At 73.3% G+C, this 13,897-nt stretch carries 10 protein-coding genes; 7 read left to right on the top strand and 3 right to left on the bottom strand.

Going from position 1 to position 13,897, the window contains the following annotated elements:
- Nucleotides 1-227 precede the first annotated feature (227 nt).
- Nucleotides 228-587 (top strand): YciI family protein, encoded by a 360-nt coding sequence (locus AB0G13_RS30400; RefSeq protein WP_357881712.1) that lies wholly within the window; start codon nucleotides 228-230, stop codon nucleotides 585-587.
- A 25-nt stretch (nucleotides 588-612) separates the two neighbouring features.
- Here AB0G13_RS30400 and AB0G13_RS30395 read toward each other — a convergent pair whose 3' ends face one another.
- The gene (locus tag AB0G13_RS30395) at nucleotides 613-1,053 is read right to left on the bottom strand and encodes a cytidine deaminase (RefSeq protein WP_357881709.1); all 441 of its coding nucleotides are present in this window, start codon (nucleotides 1,051-1,053) and stop codon (nucleotides 613-615) included.
- A 168-nt stretch (nucleotides 1,054-1,221) separates the two neighbouring features.
- Here AB0G13_RS30395 and hrpA point away from each other — a divergent pair, with 168 nt between their 5' ends.
- Nucleotides 1,222-5,256, top strand: a complete 4,035-nt coding sequence (gene hrpA, locus AB0G13_RS30390) for an ATP-dependent RNA helicase HrpA (RefSeq protein ID WP_357881706.1) — start codon at nucleotides 1,222-1,224, stop codon at nucleotides 5,254-5,256.
- Nucleotides 5,257-5,294: 38 nt separating this feature from the next.
- Here hrpA and AB0G13_RS30385 read toward each other — a convergent pair whose 3' ends face one another.
- A complete protein-coding gene (locus AB0G13_RS30385; RefSeq protein ID WP_357881703.1) occupies nucleotides 5,295-6,614 on the bottom strand; it encodes an FAD-dependent monooxygenase in 1,320 nt (439 codons plus the stop codon).
- A 95-nt stretch (nucleotides 6,615-6,709) separates the two neighbouring features.
- Complete coding sequence (locus AB0G13_RS30380) at nucleotides 6,710-7,639, bottom strand: LysR family transcriptional regulator (RefSeq protein WP_357881700.1); 930 nt, start codon at nucleotides 7,637-7,639, stop codon at nucleotides 6,710-6,712.
- Between the two features lie 77 nt (nucleotides 7,640-7,716).
- On the opposite strand from AB0G13_RS30380, the gene AB0G13_RS30375 reads away from it, so the two are divergent.
- The 5 genes from AB0G13_RS30375 (at nucleotide 7,717) to AB0G13_RS30355 (ending at nucleotide 13,763) form a co-directional block, all read left to right on the top strand.
- Nucleotides 7,717-8,406: a succinate dehydrogenase cytochrome b subunit gene (locus AB0G13_RS30375; protein ID WP_357881697.1), complete on the top strand. Its 690-nt coding sequence runs from the start codon at nucleotides 7,717-7,719 to the stop codon at nucleotides 8,404-8,406.
- Nucleotide 8,407: 1 nt separating this feature from the next.
- Entirely contained in the window at nucleotides 8,408-10,345 is a 1,938-nt protein-coding gene (locus AB0G13_RS30370; RefSeq protein WP_357881694.1) for a fumarate reductase/succinate dehydrogenase flavoprotein subunit, read from the top strand.
- Nucleotides 10,342-11,106 carry a succinate dehydrogenase/fumarate reductase iron-sulfur subunit gene (locus AB0G13_RS30365; RefSeq protein ID WP_121395570.1) on the top strand — a complete coding sequence of 255 codons (765 nt, stop codon included), beginning with the start codon at nucleotides 10,342-10,344 and terminating at the stop codon, nucleotides 11,104-11,106. Before AB0G13_RS30370 ends, AB0G13_RS30365 begins: the two co-directional genes overlap by 4 nt.
- Nucleotides 11,107-11,634: 528 nt before the next feature.
- Nucleotides 11,635-12,819, top strand: a complete 1,185-nt coding sequence (locus AB0G13_RS30360; RefSeq protein ID WP_357881690.1) for a zinc-dependent alcohol dehydrogenase — start codon at nucleotides 11,635-11,637, stop codon at nucleotides 12,817-12,819.
- Nucleotides 12,816-13,763: an SDR family NAD(P)-dependent oxidoreductase gene (locus tag AB0G13_RS30355; protein ID WP_357881687.1), complete on the top strand. Its 948-nt coding sequence runs from the start codon at nucleotides 12,816-12,818 to the stop codon at nucleotides 13,761-13,763. Before AB0G13_RS30360 ends, AB0G13_RS30355 begins: the two co-directional genes overlap by 4 nt.
- The last annotated feature ends 134 nt before the right edge of the window (nucleotides 13,764-13,897 follow it).

The raw sequence follows: 13,897 nt of genomic DNA, 5'->3' as shown, positions 1-13,897 counted from the left end.
CCGCGAGCCGCCGGCCACCGCGCGCCCGGGGCCGGGTGCCGGCCGGCGCCGGTCGGGTGGCGAGGGTGGTCACGAGGCTCCTGCACGTTCGGGCTTAGGTTCGCCTTACCTTAGCGGAACGCCCTGGCCGGGCCTAACTCGCGGTTGTCGATCCGGGCGGTGCTGACCAGGGCGGACAGCGCCGGATCCGGGCGGCGCGCGGCCCCGGCCGGCCTAGGGTGTGGGGCATGCGATTCGACCAGCACACCGTGGTGCTTTTGGTCCGGCCGTCGGACGCGCCGGAACTGCCGCTGAACGCGGCCGACCGGTTGCAGGACGCCCACCTGGCCCACCAGGCGGGGCTGGTGGAGCAGGGGCTCGTCCTGGCCGCGGGCCCGTTCGTCGACGCCGACGACGAGCGGGTGCGCGGGTTCGTCGTGCTCTCCGTCTCCCCGCAGGAGGCCCGCGAGCTGTACCGGAACGACCCGGCCGTGCGGGCCGGGCGGCTGAGCGTGCAGGTGATGAGCTGGATGGTGCCGGAGGGCAACGTGCGCTTCGAGAACGTGCCGATGCCCCGGTCGATCCTGGAGGCCGCCGCCGGCGACTGACGGGCCGGACCGGTGGGGCGGGGCGTCAGTCGGCCGGTCGCGGCGCGGGCAGCGGGACCGCCGGCCCGTCGAGCTGCTGGTCGGCCCAGACGTACGTCTCCGGCAGCAGCTCGGCCACGTGCACCACCCGCAGCGCGTCCATCGGCCCGACGATGACCCGGACCGTGGGGAAGTAGTCGCGCAGCACCTGCCGGCAGCGCCCGCAGGGCGGGATCACCCCGCGCCCTCGGTCGCCCACGGCGACGATCGTCTCCAGCTCGGTGACGCCCTGGGTGGCGGCGGCTCCGACCGCGACCACCTCGGCGCAGGGGCCGCCGGTGAAGTGGTAGACGTTGACCCCGGTGAAGACCCGGCCGTCGGTGGTCCGCGCGGCGGCGGCGACCGTGTGGTTCTCGCTGCGGCAGCGCAGCTTGGCGACCGCCGTGGCGGCCTGCACCAGGGCCCGGTCGGTGTCGCGCATCGTCATCCAGTCCCCCGTGGCCAGGTCGGTCGACGCCCCACTCTAGACCGGTGGACCGCCCGCGCGCTCGCCCTGACCACAGCCGTCGGCGGGCGCGCAACCGGGGCGGGCGGAGGCGGCGCGGCGGTAACCCGGGGGCGGTCCGGCCGTCGGCTGCCTATCCTTGGCGACGACATGCAGAATCCAGCCGCACCCGCCGCGACCGACCCCGTCCGCGAGCTGCACCGCCGCCTCCGTCCCCTCATGTTCCGCGACCAGCGCCGCCTGCAACGGCGGCTGGACGGGGTACGCAGGCTGCGCGATCCGGAGCGCCGGGAGTCGGCGCTCGGCGAGATCGCCGCCGACGTGGCGCGGGCCGAGGCGGTGCTCGAGAACCGGCGCGCCGCCGTGCCGGTGGTCACCTATCCGGCCCAGCTGCCGGTGAGCGAACGCAAGGACGACATCGCCGCCGCGATCCGCGACCACCAGGTGGTGATCGTGGCCGGCGAGACCGGCTCCGGAAAGACCACCCAGCTGCCGAAGATCTGCCTGGAGCTGGGGCGCGGGATCACCGGCCTGATCGGGCACACCCAGCCGCGCCGGCTGGCCGCGCGTACGGTGGCGGACCGGATCGCCGAGGAGCTCGGCACCGAGCTGGGCGACGTGGTCGGCTACAAGGTGCGCTTCAGCGACCAGGTGAGCGACCGCAGCCTGGTCAAGCTGATGACCGACGGCATCCTGCTCGCCGAGCTGCAGACCGACCGGATGCTGCGCCAGTACGACACGCTGATCATCGACGAGGCGCACGAGCGCAGCCTGAACATCGACTTCATCCTCGGCTACCTGCGTCAGCTCCTCCCCCGCCGCCCCGACCTCAAGGTGATCATCACCTCGGCGACCATCGAGACCGAGCGGTTCGCCCGGCACTTCGCGGGGCCGCCCACCGCCGAGGAGCCCGACGGCGTCCCGGCGCCCGTGGTCGAGGTCTCCGGTCGCACGTACCCGGTCGAGGTGCGCTACCGGCCCCTGGTCGAGGTGGCCGAGGGCGAGGACGACGGGGAGGACGAGGAGAACGTCCGGGACCAGGTCCAGGCCATCGGCGACGCCGTCGAGGAACTGGCCGCCGAGGGGCCCGGCGACGTCCTGGTCTTCCTCAGCGGCGAGCGGGAGATCCGCGACACCGCGGACGCGCTGGCCAAGCTGGTGGAGAAGAAGCCGGCGCTGCGCGGCACCGAGATCCTGCCGCTGTACGCCCGGCTCTCCACCGCCGAGCAGCACCGGGTCTTCGCCCCGCACGCCGGGCGCCGGGTGGTGCTCGCGACCAACGTCGCGGAGACCTCGCTCACCGTGCCCGGCATCAAGTACGTGGTGGACCCGGGCACGGCCCGCATCTCCCGCTACAGCAGCCGGCTCAAGGTGCAGCGGCTGCCGATCGAGCCGGTCTCGCAGGCGTCGGCCAACCAGCGCAAGGGGCGTTGCGGGCGCACCTCGGACGGCATCTGCATCCGCCTCTACGACGAGCAGGACTTCCTGTCCCGCCCGGAGTTCACCGACCCGGAGATCCTGCGCACCAACCTCGCCTCGGTCATCCTCCAGATGACCTCCATCGGGCTCGGCGACATCGCCGCGTTCCCGTTCATCGACCCGCCGGACCGGCGCAACGTCGCCGACGGCGTCAACCTGCTGCACGAGCTCGGCGCGCTGGACCCGGCCGAGGCCGACCCGGCGAAGCGGCTCACCCCGCTGGGCCGGCGGCTGGCCCAGCTCCCCGTCGACCCGCGGCTGGCCCGGATGGTCGTCGAGGGCGAGCGCAACGGCTGCGCCACCGAGGTGATGGTGATCGCCGCCGCGCTGTCGATCCAGGACCCGCGCGAGCGGCCCGCCGAGAGGCAGGCCCAGGCCGACCAGGCGCACGCCCGGTTCACCGACCGCGAGTCGGACTTCGTGTCGCTGCTCAACCTGTGGCGGCACCTGCGCGAGCAGCAGCGCGAGCTCTCCTCCAGCGCGTTCCGCCGGATGTGCAAGGCCGAGTACCTCAACTACCTGCGGGTACGCGAGTGGCAGGACATCGTCAGCCAGTTGCGCCAGGTGCTGCGCACCCCCGAAGAAGGGCGACCGGCGCGGGAGGGCGACGGCGGCGGTCGGCGCCGGGGCGGCGCGGACCTGCCGGAGGAAATCGACACCCCGAAGGTGCACCAGTCGCTGCTGGCCGGACTGCTGTCCCACGTCGGGCTCAAGGACGCGCAGAAGCACGAGTACCTGGGCGCCCGGGGCGCGAAGTTCGCGCTCTTCCCGGGCTCGGCGCTGTTCAGGAAGCCGCCGCGCTGGGTGATGGCGGCCGAGCTGGTGGAGACCTCCCGCCTCTGGGGCCGGGTGGCCGGCCGGGTCGAGCCCGAGTGGGTCGAGCCGCTGGCGGCGCACCTGGTCAAGCGCAGCTACAGCGAGCCGCACTGGGAGAAGAAACAGGCGGCCGTGATGGCCTACGAGAAGGTGACCCTCTACGGCGTCCCGCTGGTCACCTCGCGGAAGGTCAACTTCGGCCGGATCGACCCGGCGCTGTCCCGGGAGCTGTTCATCCGGCACGCCCTCGTCGAGGGCGACTGGCAGACCCACCACGGGTTCTGGGCCGACAACCAGCGGCTGCTGGCCGAGATCGAGGAGCTGGAGCACCGGGCCCGCCGCCGCGACATCCTCGTCGACGACCAGACCGTCTTCGACTTCTACGACGCGCGCGTCCCGGCCGACGTGGTCTCCGGGCGGCACTTCGACGCCTGGTGGAAGAAGACCCGCCGGGAGCAGCCCGACCTGCTCACCTTCACCCGGGAGCTGCTGGTCAACGCCGGCCGGGTCGGCGTGGACGAGGCCGACTATCCCGACGAGTGGTCCGCCGACGGGGTGACCCTGCCGCTGACCTACCGGTTCGAGCCGGGCACCCCGACCGACGGCGTGACCGTCGACATCCCGCTGCCCCTGCTCAACCAGGTGCCGGCGGAGAGCTTCGACTGGCAGGTGCCCGGGCTGCGCGAGGAACTCGTCGTCGCGCTCATCCGCTCGCTGCCCAAGGCGGTGCGCCGCAACTTCGTCCCGGTGCCGGACTACGCCCGCGCGGCGCTCGCCGCGATGCCCGCCGGCGAGGAGCCGCTGCTGGACGCGCTGACCCGGCAGCTGCGCCGGATGACCGGCGTCACCGTGCCCCGCGACGCGTGGGAGCCGGAGAAGCTGCCGCCGCACCTGCGGGTCCGCTTCCGGGTGCTCGACGAGGAGAACAAGCCGGTCGCCGAGGGCAAGGACCTGCCGGCCCTGCAACGCCAGCTCAAGGCGGAGGTACGCCAGGTCGTGGCCGCCGCCGCGCCGGACGTGGCCCGCAGCGGGCTGCGCGAGTGGAGCATCGGCACGCTGCCGCGCACCATCGAGCAGGTCCGCGCCGGCTACGCCGTGACCGCGTACCCGGCCCTGGTCGACGAGGGCGACACGGTCGGGGTGAAGGTCTTCGACTCGCCGGCCGAGCAGGAGGCCGCCCACTGGGCGGGCACGCGGCGGCTGCTGCGGCTGACCGTGCCGTCGCCGGCGAAGTTCCTCCAGGGGCGGCTGAGCAACGAGGCGAAGCTGGCGCTGAGCCGCAACCCGCACGGCGGCGTGCAGGAGCTGATCTCCGACGCGGCCGGGGCGGCGATCGACAAGCTGATCGGCGACGCGGGCGGCCCGGCCTGGGACGCCGAGGGCTTCGCCGCCCTGCGGGACAGGGTCCGGGCCGACCTGGTAGACGTCGTGGTCGAGGTGATGGACCGCGTCCGCCGGGTGCTCGCCGCCGCGTACGCCGTCCAGCAGCGGCTCGGCGCCACGAGGAACCTGGCGGTGGTGGCCGCGCTGGCCGACATCCGGGCCCAGCTCAACGGCCTGGTGCACAAGGGGTTCGTCACGGAGACCGGGTACGCGCGCCTGCCCGACCTGCTGCGCTACCTCACCGCGATCGAGCGGCGGCTGGACCGGCTGCCGGGCAACCCGCAGCGCGACAAGCAGCAGCAGGACCGGGTCGCGGTGGTGCAGAAGGAGTACCAGGAGATGCTCGCCGCGCTGCCGCCGAGCCGCCGGCAGTCGACGGCCGTCCGGCAGATCCGTTGGATGATCGAGGAGCTGCGGGTGAACGTCTTCGCCCAGGCGCTGGGCACCCCGTACCCGGTGTCGGAGCAGCGCATCTACCGGGCGATGGACGAGGCCGAGGGCAGGTAGGGCGACCTGCCCGCGCCGGCCGGGCGCCGCTGCGCGGGTCAGGGCGTTGCCGCGGACCCGCGCAGCACCCGGAGCAGCACCGGCGGGGAGAGCAGCCGCGTCGGCGGGTCGACGAGGTTCACCACCCGCAGGAACGCCGCGCCCAGCGCCGGGTCCCGGGTCGCCGCCGCGTGCAGCCGGCCCACGTACGCGTTGACCAGGCGCACCCGCGGCGAGCGCCGACCGGGCACCTCGGGGAAGCGCAGGTCGGTGCCGACCGCGATGGACCACGGCCCGTCGATCAGCCGGGCCGCGCCCCGGAAGAACCGCCGGGCGAGCCGGTCGGACGACCGCCGGAGCAGTCGGCGCAGCAGCAGCGCCTCCAGCGCGGCCACCGTCATGCCCTGCCCGTAGACCGGGTTGAAGCTGCACACGGCGTCGGCCACCACCAGGTAGCCGGCCGGGAAGCGACGCAGCCGCTCGTATCGCCGCCGCACGCTGGCCGGGAACTTCATCGTCGCCGGTGGGCTCTCGGGCCGCGCCGTACGCAGCAGGTCGGCGATCTGCGGGGCGGCGAGGGTCTCGGCGAAGGCGGCCATCCCCTCGTCGTCGGCCGGCGGCTCCTCGCCCAGCATGCCGCTGAGCGCCACCGCGAACCGGCCCTGCTCCTGCACGGCGACGATGCCGCCCCGGGGCTGGCCGGGCACGGCGTTGGTGAGCGCCCCGAGCAGCCCCTCCAGGTGGTGCGGCTCCCGCCGGTAGGTGCGGGTGAGGTAGGTGACGCCGACCTTGACCCGGTCCTCCGGCGCCGGCCGGTAGCCCAGCTCGGCCAGCCACACCGGGCTGCGGGTGCCCCGGCCGCCGGCGTCGACGACGAGGTCGGCCGCGACGGTGGTCGGCTCCCCGTCGCGGGGGCGCAGCCGCACGCCGGTGACCCGCGCCCGGTCGGCGGTGGTGGTGAGGCCCTCCGCCTCGCAGCCCGACACGATCCGCACCCCGGGCAGGGCGGCCACCCGCTCCCGGACGACCTGTTCCAGCAGCGGCCGGCTGACCCCGAGGGCGACCAGCGGGGAGGGCGCGCGCCGCATCCGGTGGCCGTTGTTGTACCAGTGGACCTGCTCGTGCAGGTCGACCGTGGGCACGCCGCGCGCGGTCAGCTCCGCCGAGATCCCGGGCAGCAGTTCCTCGAACGCCTGCCGGCCCCGGGTCAGCAGGACGTGCAACTGCCGCCCCTGCGGTACGCCCCGGCGGCTGTCCGCCCGCTCGGGCAGCAGGTCCCGGTCCACGACGGTGACCTGCTCGTACGCTTCGGTGAGTGCGCGGGCGGTCAGCAGGCCGCCCATGCTGGCGCCGATCACCACGGCGCTGCCTGCTGCCATGTGGGCAGCGTAGGCGCGCCGGCGGGGGCCGGTCGTCTTCCGTCGTGCGCGCCTGGCGCGGGGCGGCGTGGGACCGCGCGGGCCCGCCGGCGGCCTCAGAGCGGCTCGACGCCCGGCGGCAGGTCCCCGTCGGTGGTGGCGTCGCGGACGTACTCCAGCAGTATCCGGCGCAGCTCCCGGCCGGCGTGGGTGGGCACGACGTCGCGGCGCCGGGCGACCGCGATGGTCCGCCGGACGCCGGGCGGGGCCAGCCGGGTGACGCGTACGCCCGGCCGGCGGGCCACCACGATGCCGGGGACCAGCGCGACGCCCAGCCCGGCCTCGACGAAGCTCAGCACCGCGTCCATCTCGCCGCCGTCGACGGCGATGGTCGGCTCGAAGCCGGCCTCCCGGCAGGCCTGGATGGTGGCGTCGCGCAGGTCGTAGCCCTCCCGGAACATCACCATCGGCTGGTCGCGCAGGTCGGTGACGCGCAGCTGGCCGGTCTCCGGGGCCACCGAAAGCTCCTCGACCGAGGCGACCACCAGGCTCTCCCGCAGGATGGGGTCGGCGCGCAGCCCGGGGTCGGTGCCCTGGGCCGGCATGATGATCAGGGCCAGGTCGAGGTCGCCGCGGAGCAGGCCGCGGACCAGGTCCTGCGAGCCGCTCTCCTCCACCCGCAGGTCGATGGTGGGGTGGGCGTCGCGGAACCGGCGCAGCACCGGCGGGGCGAGCGAGGTGGCGAGGCTGGGGGTGGCGCCGAGCCGGACCCGGCCGCGCCGCAGGCCGACCAGTTCCTGCACCTCGCGGGTCGCGGTGTCGACGTCGGCCAGGATCCGCTTGGCGAGCGGCAGCAGCACCTCACCGGCCGCGGTGAGGGCGATGTTGCCTCTTACCCGCTCGAACAACGGGGCGCCGAGGCCGTCCTCGAGGGCGTGAATTTGCTTACTCAAGGACGGCTGGGTGATGCCGACGATGTCGGCGGCTTGGGTGAAATGTCGCACTTCCGCCACGGCCACGAAGTACTTCAGCTGATGGAGCTGCATCTACATAGCCTATAGCTATCAAGACTGAGAGGTCGATGCATTGGACGACTGAATCAAGTGCTCCTAGCGTCGATCGCGTGGTAGTCACGAGAACTCGGTCGCCCATCCGCTCCAGCGTCGGCCTGAAGGCCGTCATGGCGGTGACGGGCATCATCCTGGTGCTGTTCCTGATCGCGCACATGCTCGGCAACCTGAAGATCTTCACGGGGGCGACCTCGTTCGACCACTACGCGCACTGGCTGCGCGAGATCGGCGCCCCGCTGCTGCCCGGCGTGTGGTTCCTGTGGATCCTGCGGATCGCCCTGCTGGCGTCGGTGCTCGGCCACATCTGGGCCGCGACCACCCTCGCCGTGCGCGCCCGCGCCGCCCGCCCGGTGCAGTACGCGCACCGCAAGAAGGTGCAGGGCAGCTACGCGGCCCGCACGATGCGCTGGGGTGGCGTGATCATCCTGCTCTTCGTGATCTACCACCTCCTGGACCTGACCACCGGCACGCTGAACCCCGTCGGCGATCCCGGCCGGCCGTACGCCAACGTGGTGGCCGACTTCGCCCCGGAGCGCTGGTACGTGACGCTCTTCTACACCCTGGCGATCGTCACCCTCGGCTTCCACCTGCGGCACGGCCTGTTCAGCGCGCTGCGCAGCCTCGGCCAGCAGAGCCCGCGCGGCGAGCGGCGGGCCCGGGCCGTGGCCCTGGTCTTCGCCGTCGCGCTCTGCGCCGGCTACCTGGTGGTTCCGTTCGCCGTACTCACCGGATTGGTGTCCTGACATGGATCTCTACACCGAGGGCGACCCGATCGCCGACACCAAGGCTCCCGACGGCCCGATCGAGACCCGCTGGGAACGCCGCCGCTTCGAGGCCAAGCTGGTCAACCCGGCCAACCGCCGCAAGATGACCGTGATCGTGGTCGGCACCGGCCTGGCCGGTGGCTCGGCCGCCGCCACGCTGGGCGAGCAGGGCTACCGGGTCAAGAGCTACTGCTACCAGGACAGTCCGCGCCGGGCGCACTCCATCGCCGCGCAGGGCGGCATCAACGCCGCCAAGAACTACCGCAACGACGGCGACTCGGTGCACCGGCTCTTCTACGACACCGTCAAGGGCGGCGACTTCCGCTCGCGGGAGTCGAACGTGCACCGGCTGGCCGAGGTCTCGGTCAACATCATCGACCAGTGTGTCGCCCAGGGCGTCCCGTTCGCCCGCGAGTACGGCGGCCTGCTGGACACCCGCTCCTTCGGCGGCGCGCAGGTGCAGCGCACCTTCTACGCCCGGGGCCAGACGGGCCAGCAGCTGCTGCTCGGCGCGTACCAGGCGCTGGAGCGGCAGATCGGCCTCGGCAACGTGGAGATGAACGCCCGGCACGAGATGCTGGAGCTCATCGTCGTCGACGGCAAGGCCCGCGGCATCGTGGTCCGGGACATGGTCACCGGCGAGATCACCACCGAGTTCGCGGACGCGGTCGTGCTCGCCTCCGGCGGCTACGGCAACGTCTTCTACCTCTCCACCAACGCCAAGGGCTGCAACGTCACCGCCACCTGGCGGGCCCACCGCAAGGGCGCGTACTTCGCCAACCCCTGCTACACGCAGATCCACCCGACCTGCATCCCGGTCTCCGGCGACCACCAGTCGAAGCTGACCCTGATGAGCGAGTCGCTGCGCAACGACGGCCGGGTCTGGGTGCCCAAGGCCAAGGGCGACACCCGCAGCCCGAAGGACATCGGCGAGGACGAGCGGGACTACTACCTGGAGCGGATCTACCCCTCCTTCGGCAACCTGGTCCCCCGCGACATCGCCTCCCGCGCCGCGAAGAACGTCTGCGACGAGGGACGCGGCGTCGGCCAGACGGGGCTCGGCGTCTACCTGGACTTCTCCGACGCGATCAACCGGCTCGGCCGCAAGGCCATCGAGGCCAAGTACGGCAACCTCTTCGAGATGTACGAGCGGATCACCGGCGAGGACCCGTACGAGGTGCCGATGCGGATCTACCCCGCCGTGCACTACACGATGGGCGGCCTCTGGGTCGACTACGACCTCCAGTCGTCCATCCCGGGTCTCTTCGTGATCGGCGAGGCGAACTTCTCCGACCACGGCGCGAACCGGCTCGGCGCCTCGGCGCTGATGCAGGGCCTGGCCGACGGCTACTTCGTGCTGCCGAACACCATCGCCCACTACCTGGCGTCCGGCCCGTTCGAGAAGGTCGACGTCACGCACCCGGCGGCCGTGCAGGCCCGCGCGGACGTCGAGGACCGGATCCAGCGGCTGCTGGCCGTCAACGGCGACCGGACCGTGGACTCGTTCCACCGCGAGCTGGGCCAGATCATGTGGGAGCACTGCGGCATGGAGCGCAGCGAGGCCGGGCTGCGCAAGGCGATCGACGAGATCCGCGCCCTGCGCGAGCAGTTCTGGCAGCGGGTCCGGGTGCCGGGCAACGGCGAAGGGCTCAACCAGTCGCTGGAGAAGGCCGGCCGGGTGGCCGACTTCTTCGAGCTGGCGGAGCTGATGTGTATCGACGCCCTGCACCGCGAGGAGTCCTGCGGCGGTCACTTCCGGGCCGAGCACCAGACGCCAGACGGTGAGGCGGAGCGCGACGACGACCGCTTCGCGTACGTGGCGGCCTGGGAGTTCACCGCCACCGGCGAGCCCTCGGTGCTACACAAGGAAGACCTGAACTTCGAATACGTCCACCCCACGCAGCGGAGCTACAAGTGAACCTGACCCTGCGCATCTGGCGCCAGTCCGGCCCCGAGGACAAGGGTCGGATGGTGACCTACAAGGTCGACGACGTCTCCCCGGACATGTCCTTCCTGGAGATGCTCGACGTACTCAACGAGCGGCTGATCCTCGCCGGCGAGGAGCCGGTGGCGTTCGACCACGACTGCCGCGAGGGCATCTGCGGCATGTGCGGCCTGATGATCAACGGCGACGCGCACGGGCCGCAGCGCGGCACCACCGCCTGCCAGCTGCACATGCGGCAGTTCTCCGACGGCGACACGATCGACATCGAGCCGTGGCGGGCCCGCGCCTTCCCGGTCATCAAGGACCTGGTGGTCAACCGGGGCGCCTTCGACAAGATCATCGCGGCCGGCGGCTACATCACCGCGCCGACCGGCAGCGCCCCCGAGGCGCACTCGACCCCGGTCGCCAAGGCCAACGCGGACGCCGCCTTCGAGGCGGCGGAGTGCATCGGCTGCGGCGCCTGCGTGGCGGCCTGCCCGAACGGCTCCGCCATGCTCTTCACCGCCGCGAAGGTCACCCAGCTCTCGCTGCTGCCGCAGGGCCAGCCGGAGCGCTACACCCGGGTGATCGGCATGGTCGACGCGCACGACGAGGCCGGCTTCGGCGGCTGCACCAACGCCGGTGAGTGCACCGTGGTCTGCCCCAAGGGCATCCCGCTGAACACCATCGGCCGGCTCAACCGCGACTTCCTGATGGCCACCTCGAAGCGGGGCGACAACACCCCCGGTTCCTGACGACATCCGGTTCCTGACGACATCCCGTTCCTGACGAGCGGCCGGGCGGGTCGCCGTACCCCTGCGGGTGCGGCGGCCCGCCCGCTTTCCGCACGCGGGCCCGGTCCTCGCCGGCGTCGGCCGACACGTGGCGATCCGGCTCGCCCATGCCGAGGCCCGTCGGCGCGGGGGTGCGGCCCCTTCCGTTCCACCATCGCGACCGTGGCGGATCGGGGTCCCTCGACGGTCGCTGTCGAGCTGCCCCGTCCGTGAGACCGGCCGCCTGGCCGGCGGCCCGTCCTCTCTGCCCGTCCGGCCAGGCAACTCGCCAGCGGAGACTCCGCCTGACCCCACGCCAGGGAGTGCCCCGCCCCACGGGGCAGCTCGACAGCGCCCACCCGGCACAGCCGTCCCGCCCGGGCGGATCCACGGGCCGCAGCGCTGCGCGGAGAGGGGCGACGGGAGCCCGGCCGCCGGGGTGGGCCGCCGGTTCAACTCGGCAGGGGCGGGTAGCACTCCCGGGGACGGCACGAGGAGGGACGACGGGACATGAAGGCACTGACCTGGCAGGGCAAGCGGGACGTACGGGTCGAAGAGGTGCCCGATCCCCGGATCGAGGAGCCGACGGACGCCGTCGTCCGGATCACCTCGACCGCGATCTGCGGCTCCGACCTGCACCTGTACGAGGTGCTCGGGCCGTACCTGAAGCCCGGCGACATCCTCGGCCACGAGCCCATGGGCATCGTCGAGGAGGTGGGCCCGGGGGTGACCCGGCTCAAGCCGGGCGACCGGGTGGTGGTGCCGTTCAACATCTCCTGCGGCTCCTGCTGGATGTGCGACCGGCAGCTGTACGCGCAGTGCGAGACCACCCAGGTCACCGCCGAGGGCAAGGGCGCCGCGCTGTTCGGCTACACCTCGCTCTACGGCTCGGTGCCCGGAGGGCAGGCGGAGTACCTGCGGGTGCCGCACGCCCAGTTCGGCCCGATCAAGGTTCCCGACAGCGGGCCCGACGAGCGTTGGCTCTACCTGTCCGACATCCTGCCGACCGCCTGGCAGGCGGTGAAGTACGCCGACACCCCGCGCGGCGGCACCCTCGCCGTCTTCGGGCTCGGGCCGGTCGGCCAGTTCTGCGCCCGCATCGGCCGGCACCTCGGCGCGGACCGGGTCATCGGGCTCGACCTGGTGCCGGAGCGGTTGGCGATGGCCCGCCGGCACGGCATCGAGGTGCTCGACGTCAGCGAGCTGGACGACGTGCCCGGCGCGCTGATCGATCTCGTCGACGGGCGCGGCCCCGACGCGGTCATCGACGCGGTGGGCATGGAGGCCCACGGCGCGCCCCTCGGCAAGCTCGCCCAGACCGCCGCCGGGCTGCTGCCCGACAAGCTCGCCCAGACCATGACCGACAAGGTGGGCGTCGACCGGCTGGTCGTGCTCAAGGCCGCGCTCAAGGCCGTCCGCCGGGGCGGCACCGTCTCCGTCTCCGGCGTCTACGGCGGCGAGGTCGACCCGATGCCCCTGATGGAGATGTTCGACCGGGGCGTCCAGCTGCGGATGGGGCAGTGCCACGTGCGCCGGTGGACCGACGAGATCATCCCGCTGCTCTCCGGCGACGACGACCCGCTGGGAGTGGCGGGCCTGCGTACCCACCGGATGCCGCTGACGCAGGCGCCGCAGGCGTACGAGATGTTCCAGAAGAAGGAGGACGGCTGCGTCAAGGTCGTGCTCGCGCCGTGACCCGGACGGTGGTCCTGACCGGCGCGACCAGCGGGATCGGCCGGGCGGCGGCCCGGGCCTTCGCGGAACGCGGAGACCGCCTGGTGCTCGCCGCCCGCTCCCCCGTCGCCCTCGCCACGGTTCGCGACGAGTGCCGGGCCGCGGGCGCGCAGGTGCTCCAGGTGCCGACCGACGTCACCGCCGACGGCGCGCTGGCGGCGCTCGCCGACGCGACCCTCGACCGGTTCGGCAGCCTCGACGTCTGGGTGCACACGGCGGCGGTGATGGCGTACGGCCGGTTCGAGGAGACCCCGGAGCGGGTCTTCGAGCAGGTGGTACGCACCGACCTGCTCGCCGCCGCCGCGGTGGCCCGGGTGGCGCTGCGCCGCTTCCGGGCGGACGGCGGGGGGACGCTGATCCTCACCGGGTCGGTGCTGGGGCACATCACGGCGCCGTACATGAGCGGCTACGTGGCGAGCAAGTGGGGGTTGCAGGGGCTGACCCGCACGTTGCAGCAGGAGGCCCGGGAGACCCCGGGCGTGCACGTCTGCATCGTCAACCCGGGCAGTGTGGACACCCCGGTCTACCAGCGGGCCGCGAACTACCTCGGCCGGATCGGCCGGCCCCCGCTGCCGGTCACCACGCCGGAGCGGGTGGCGCGGGCCATCGTGGACTGCGCCGACAAGCCCCGCCGGGAGGTGTCGGTGGGCCGGGTCAACACGGTCATGCGGGTCGGCTTCACCGTGTTCCCCGGCGTCTACGACGCCCTCGTCGGGCCGTTGATGCGGCTGCTCGGGCTGACCGACCGCCCGGTCGCGCCGCACGACGGCGTGGTGTTCGCGCCGGATCCGACCGCCGCCGCGTCGGTGCGCGGCGGCTGGCTGCCCGACCTCGGGCGGGTGGCGCGGGCCGTCGGGGAGTTGCCCGGACCGGTCGCCGCGGCCGTCCGGCGCCGGCTGCGGTGAGCCCTTCGCGGGATCACCGGCGTCGATCGTTTCGCCTAGGGTGGTGGGGGGGGCCCCCCCCCCGGGCGGGGCGCTTGTGTAAGCGGCGGGACCCCAGGACCCCCCGGGGGCGGGGGCCGGGGGGCCCCGCGGCG

This window comes from Micromonospora sp. NPDC023633 (genome assembly GCF_040640035.1).
Classification (GTDB): Bacteria; Actinomycetota; Actinomycetes; order Mycobacteriales; family Micromonosporaceae; genus Micromonospora.
The sequence above is the reverse complement of the archived record's forward strand: the minus strand, read 5'-3'. Positions and strand labels throughout refer to the sequence as shown.

Excerpts from the sequence above, each read along its gene's own strand:
- hrpA (WP_357881706.1), top strand. The coding sequence starts at position 1,222 with ATGCAGAATCCAGCCGCACCCGCCGCGACCGACCCCGTCCGCGAGCTG.
- AB0G13_RS30370 (WP_357881694.1), top strand. The coding sequence starts at position 8,408 with ATGGATCTCTACACCGAGGGCGACCCGATCGCCGACACCAAGGCTCCC.
- AB0G13_RS30385 (WP_357881703.1), bottom strand. The coding sequence starts at position 6,614 with ATGGCAGCAGGCAGCGCCGTGGTGATCGGCGCCAGCATGGGCGGCCTG.
- AB0G13_RS30360 (WP_357881690.1), top strand. The coding sequence starts at position 11,635 with ATGAAGGCACTGACCTGGCAGGGCAAGCGGGACGTACGGGTCGAAGAG.
- AB0G13_RS30395 (WP_357881709.1), bottom strand. The coding sequence starts at position 1,053 with ATGACGATGCGCGACACCGACCGGGCCCTGGTGCAGGCCGCCACGGCG.
- AB0G13_RS30380 (WP_357881700.1), bottom strand. The coding sequence starts at position 7,639 with ATGCAGCTCCATCAGCTGAAGTACTTCGTGGCCGTGGCGGAAGTGCGA.
- AB0G13_RS30400 (WP_357881712.1), top strand. The coding sequence starts at position 228 with ATGCGATTCGACCAGCACACCGTGGTGCTTTTGGTCCGGCCGTCGGAC.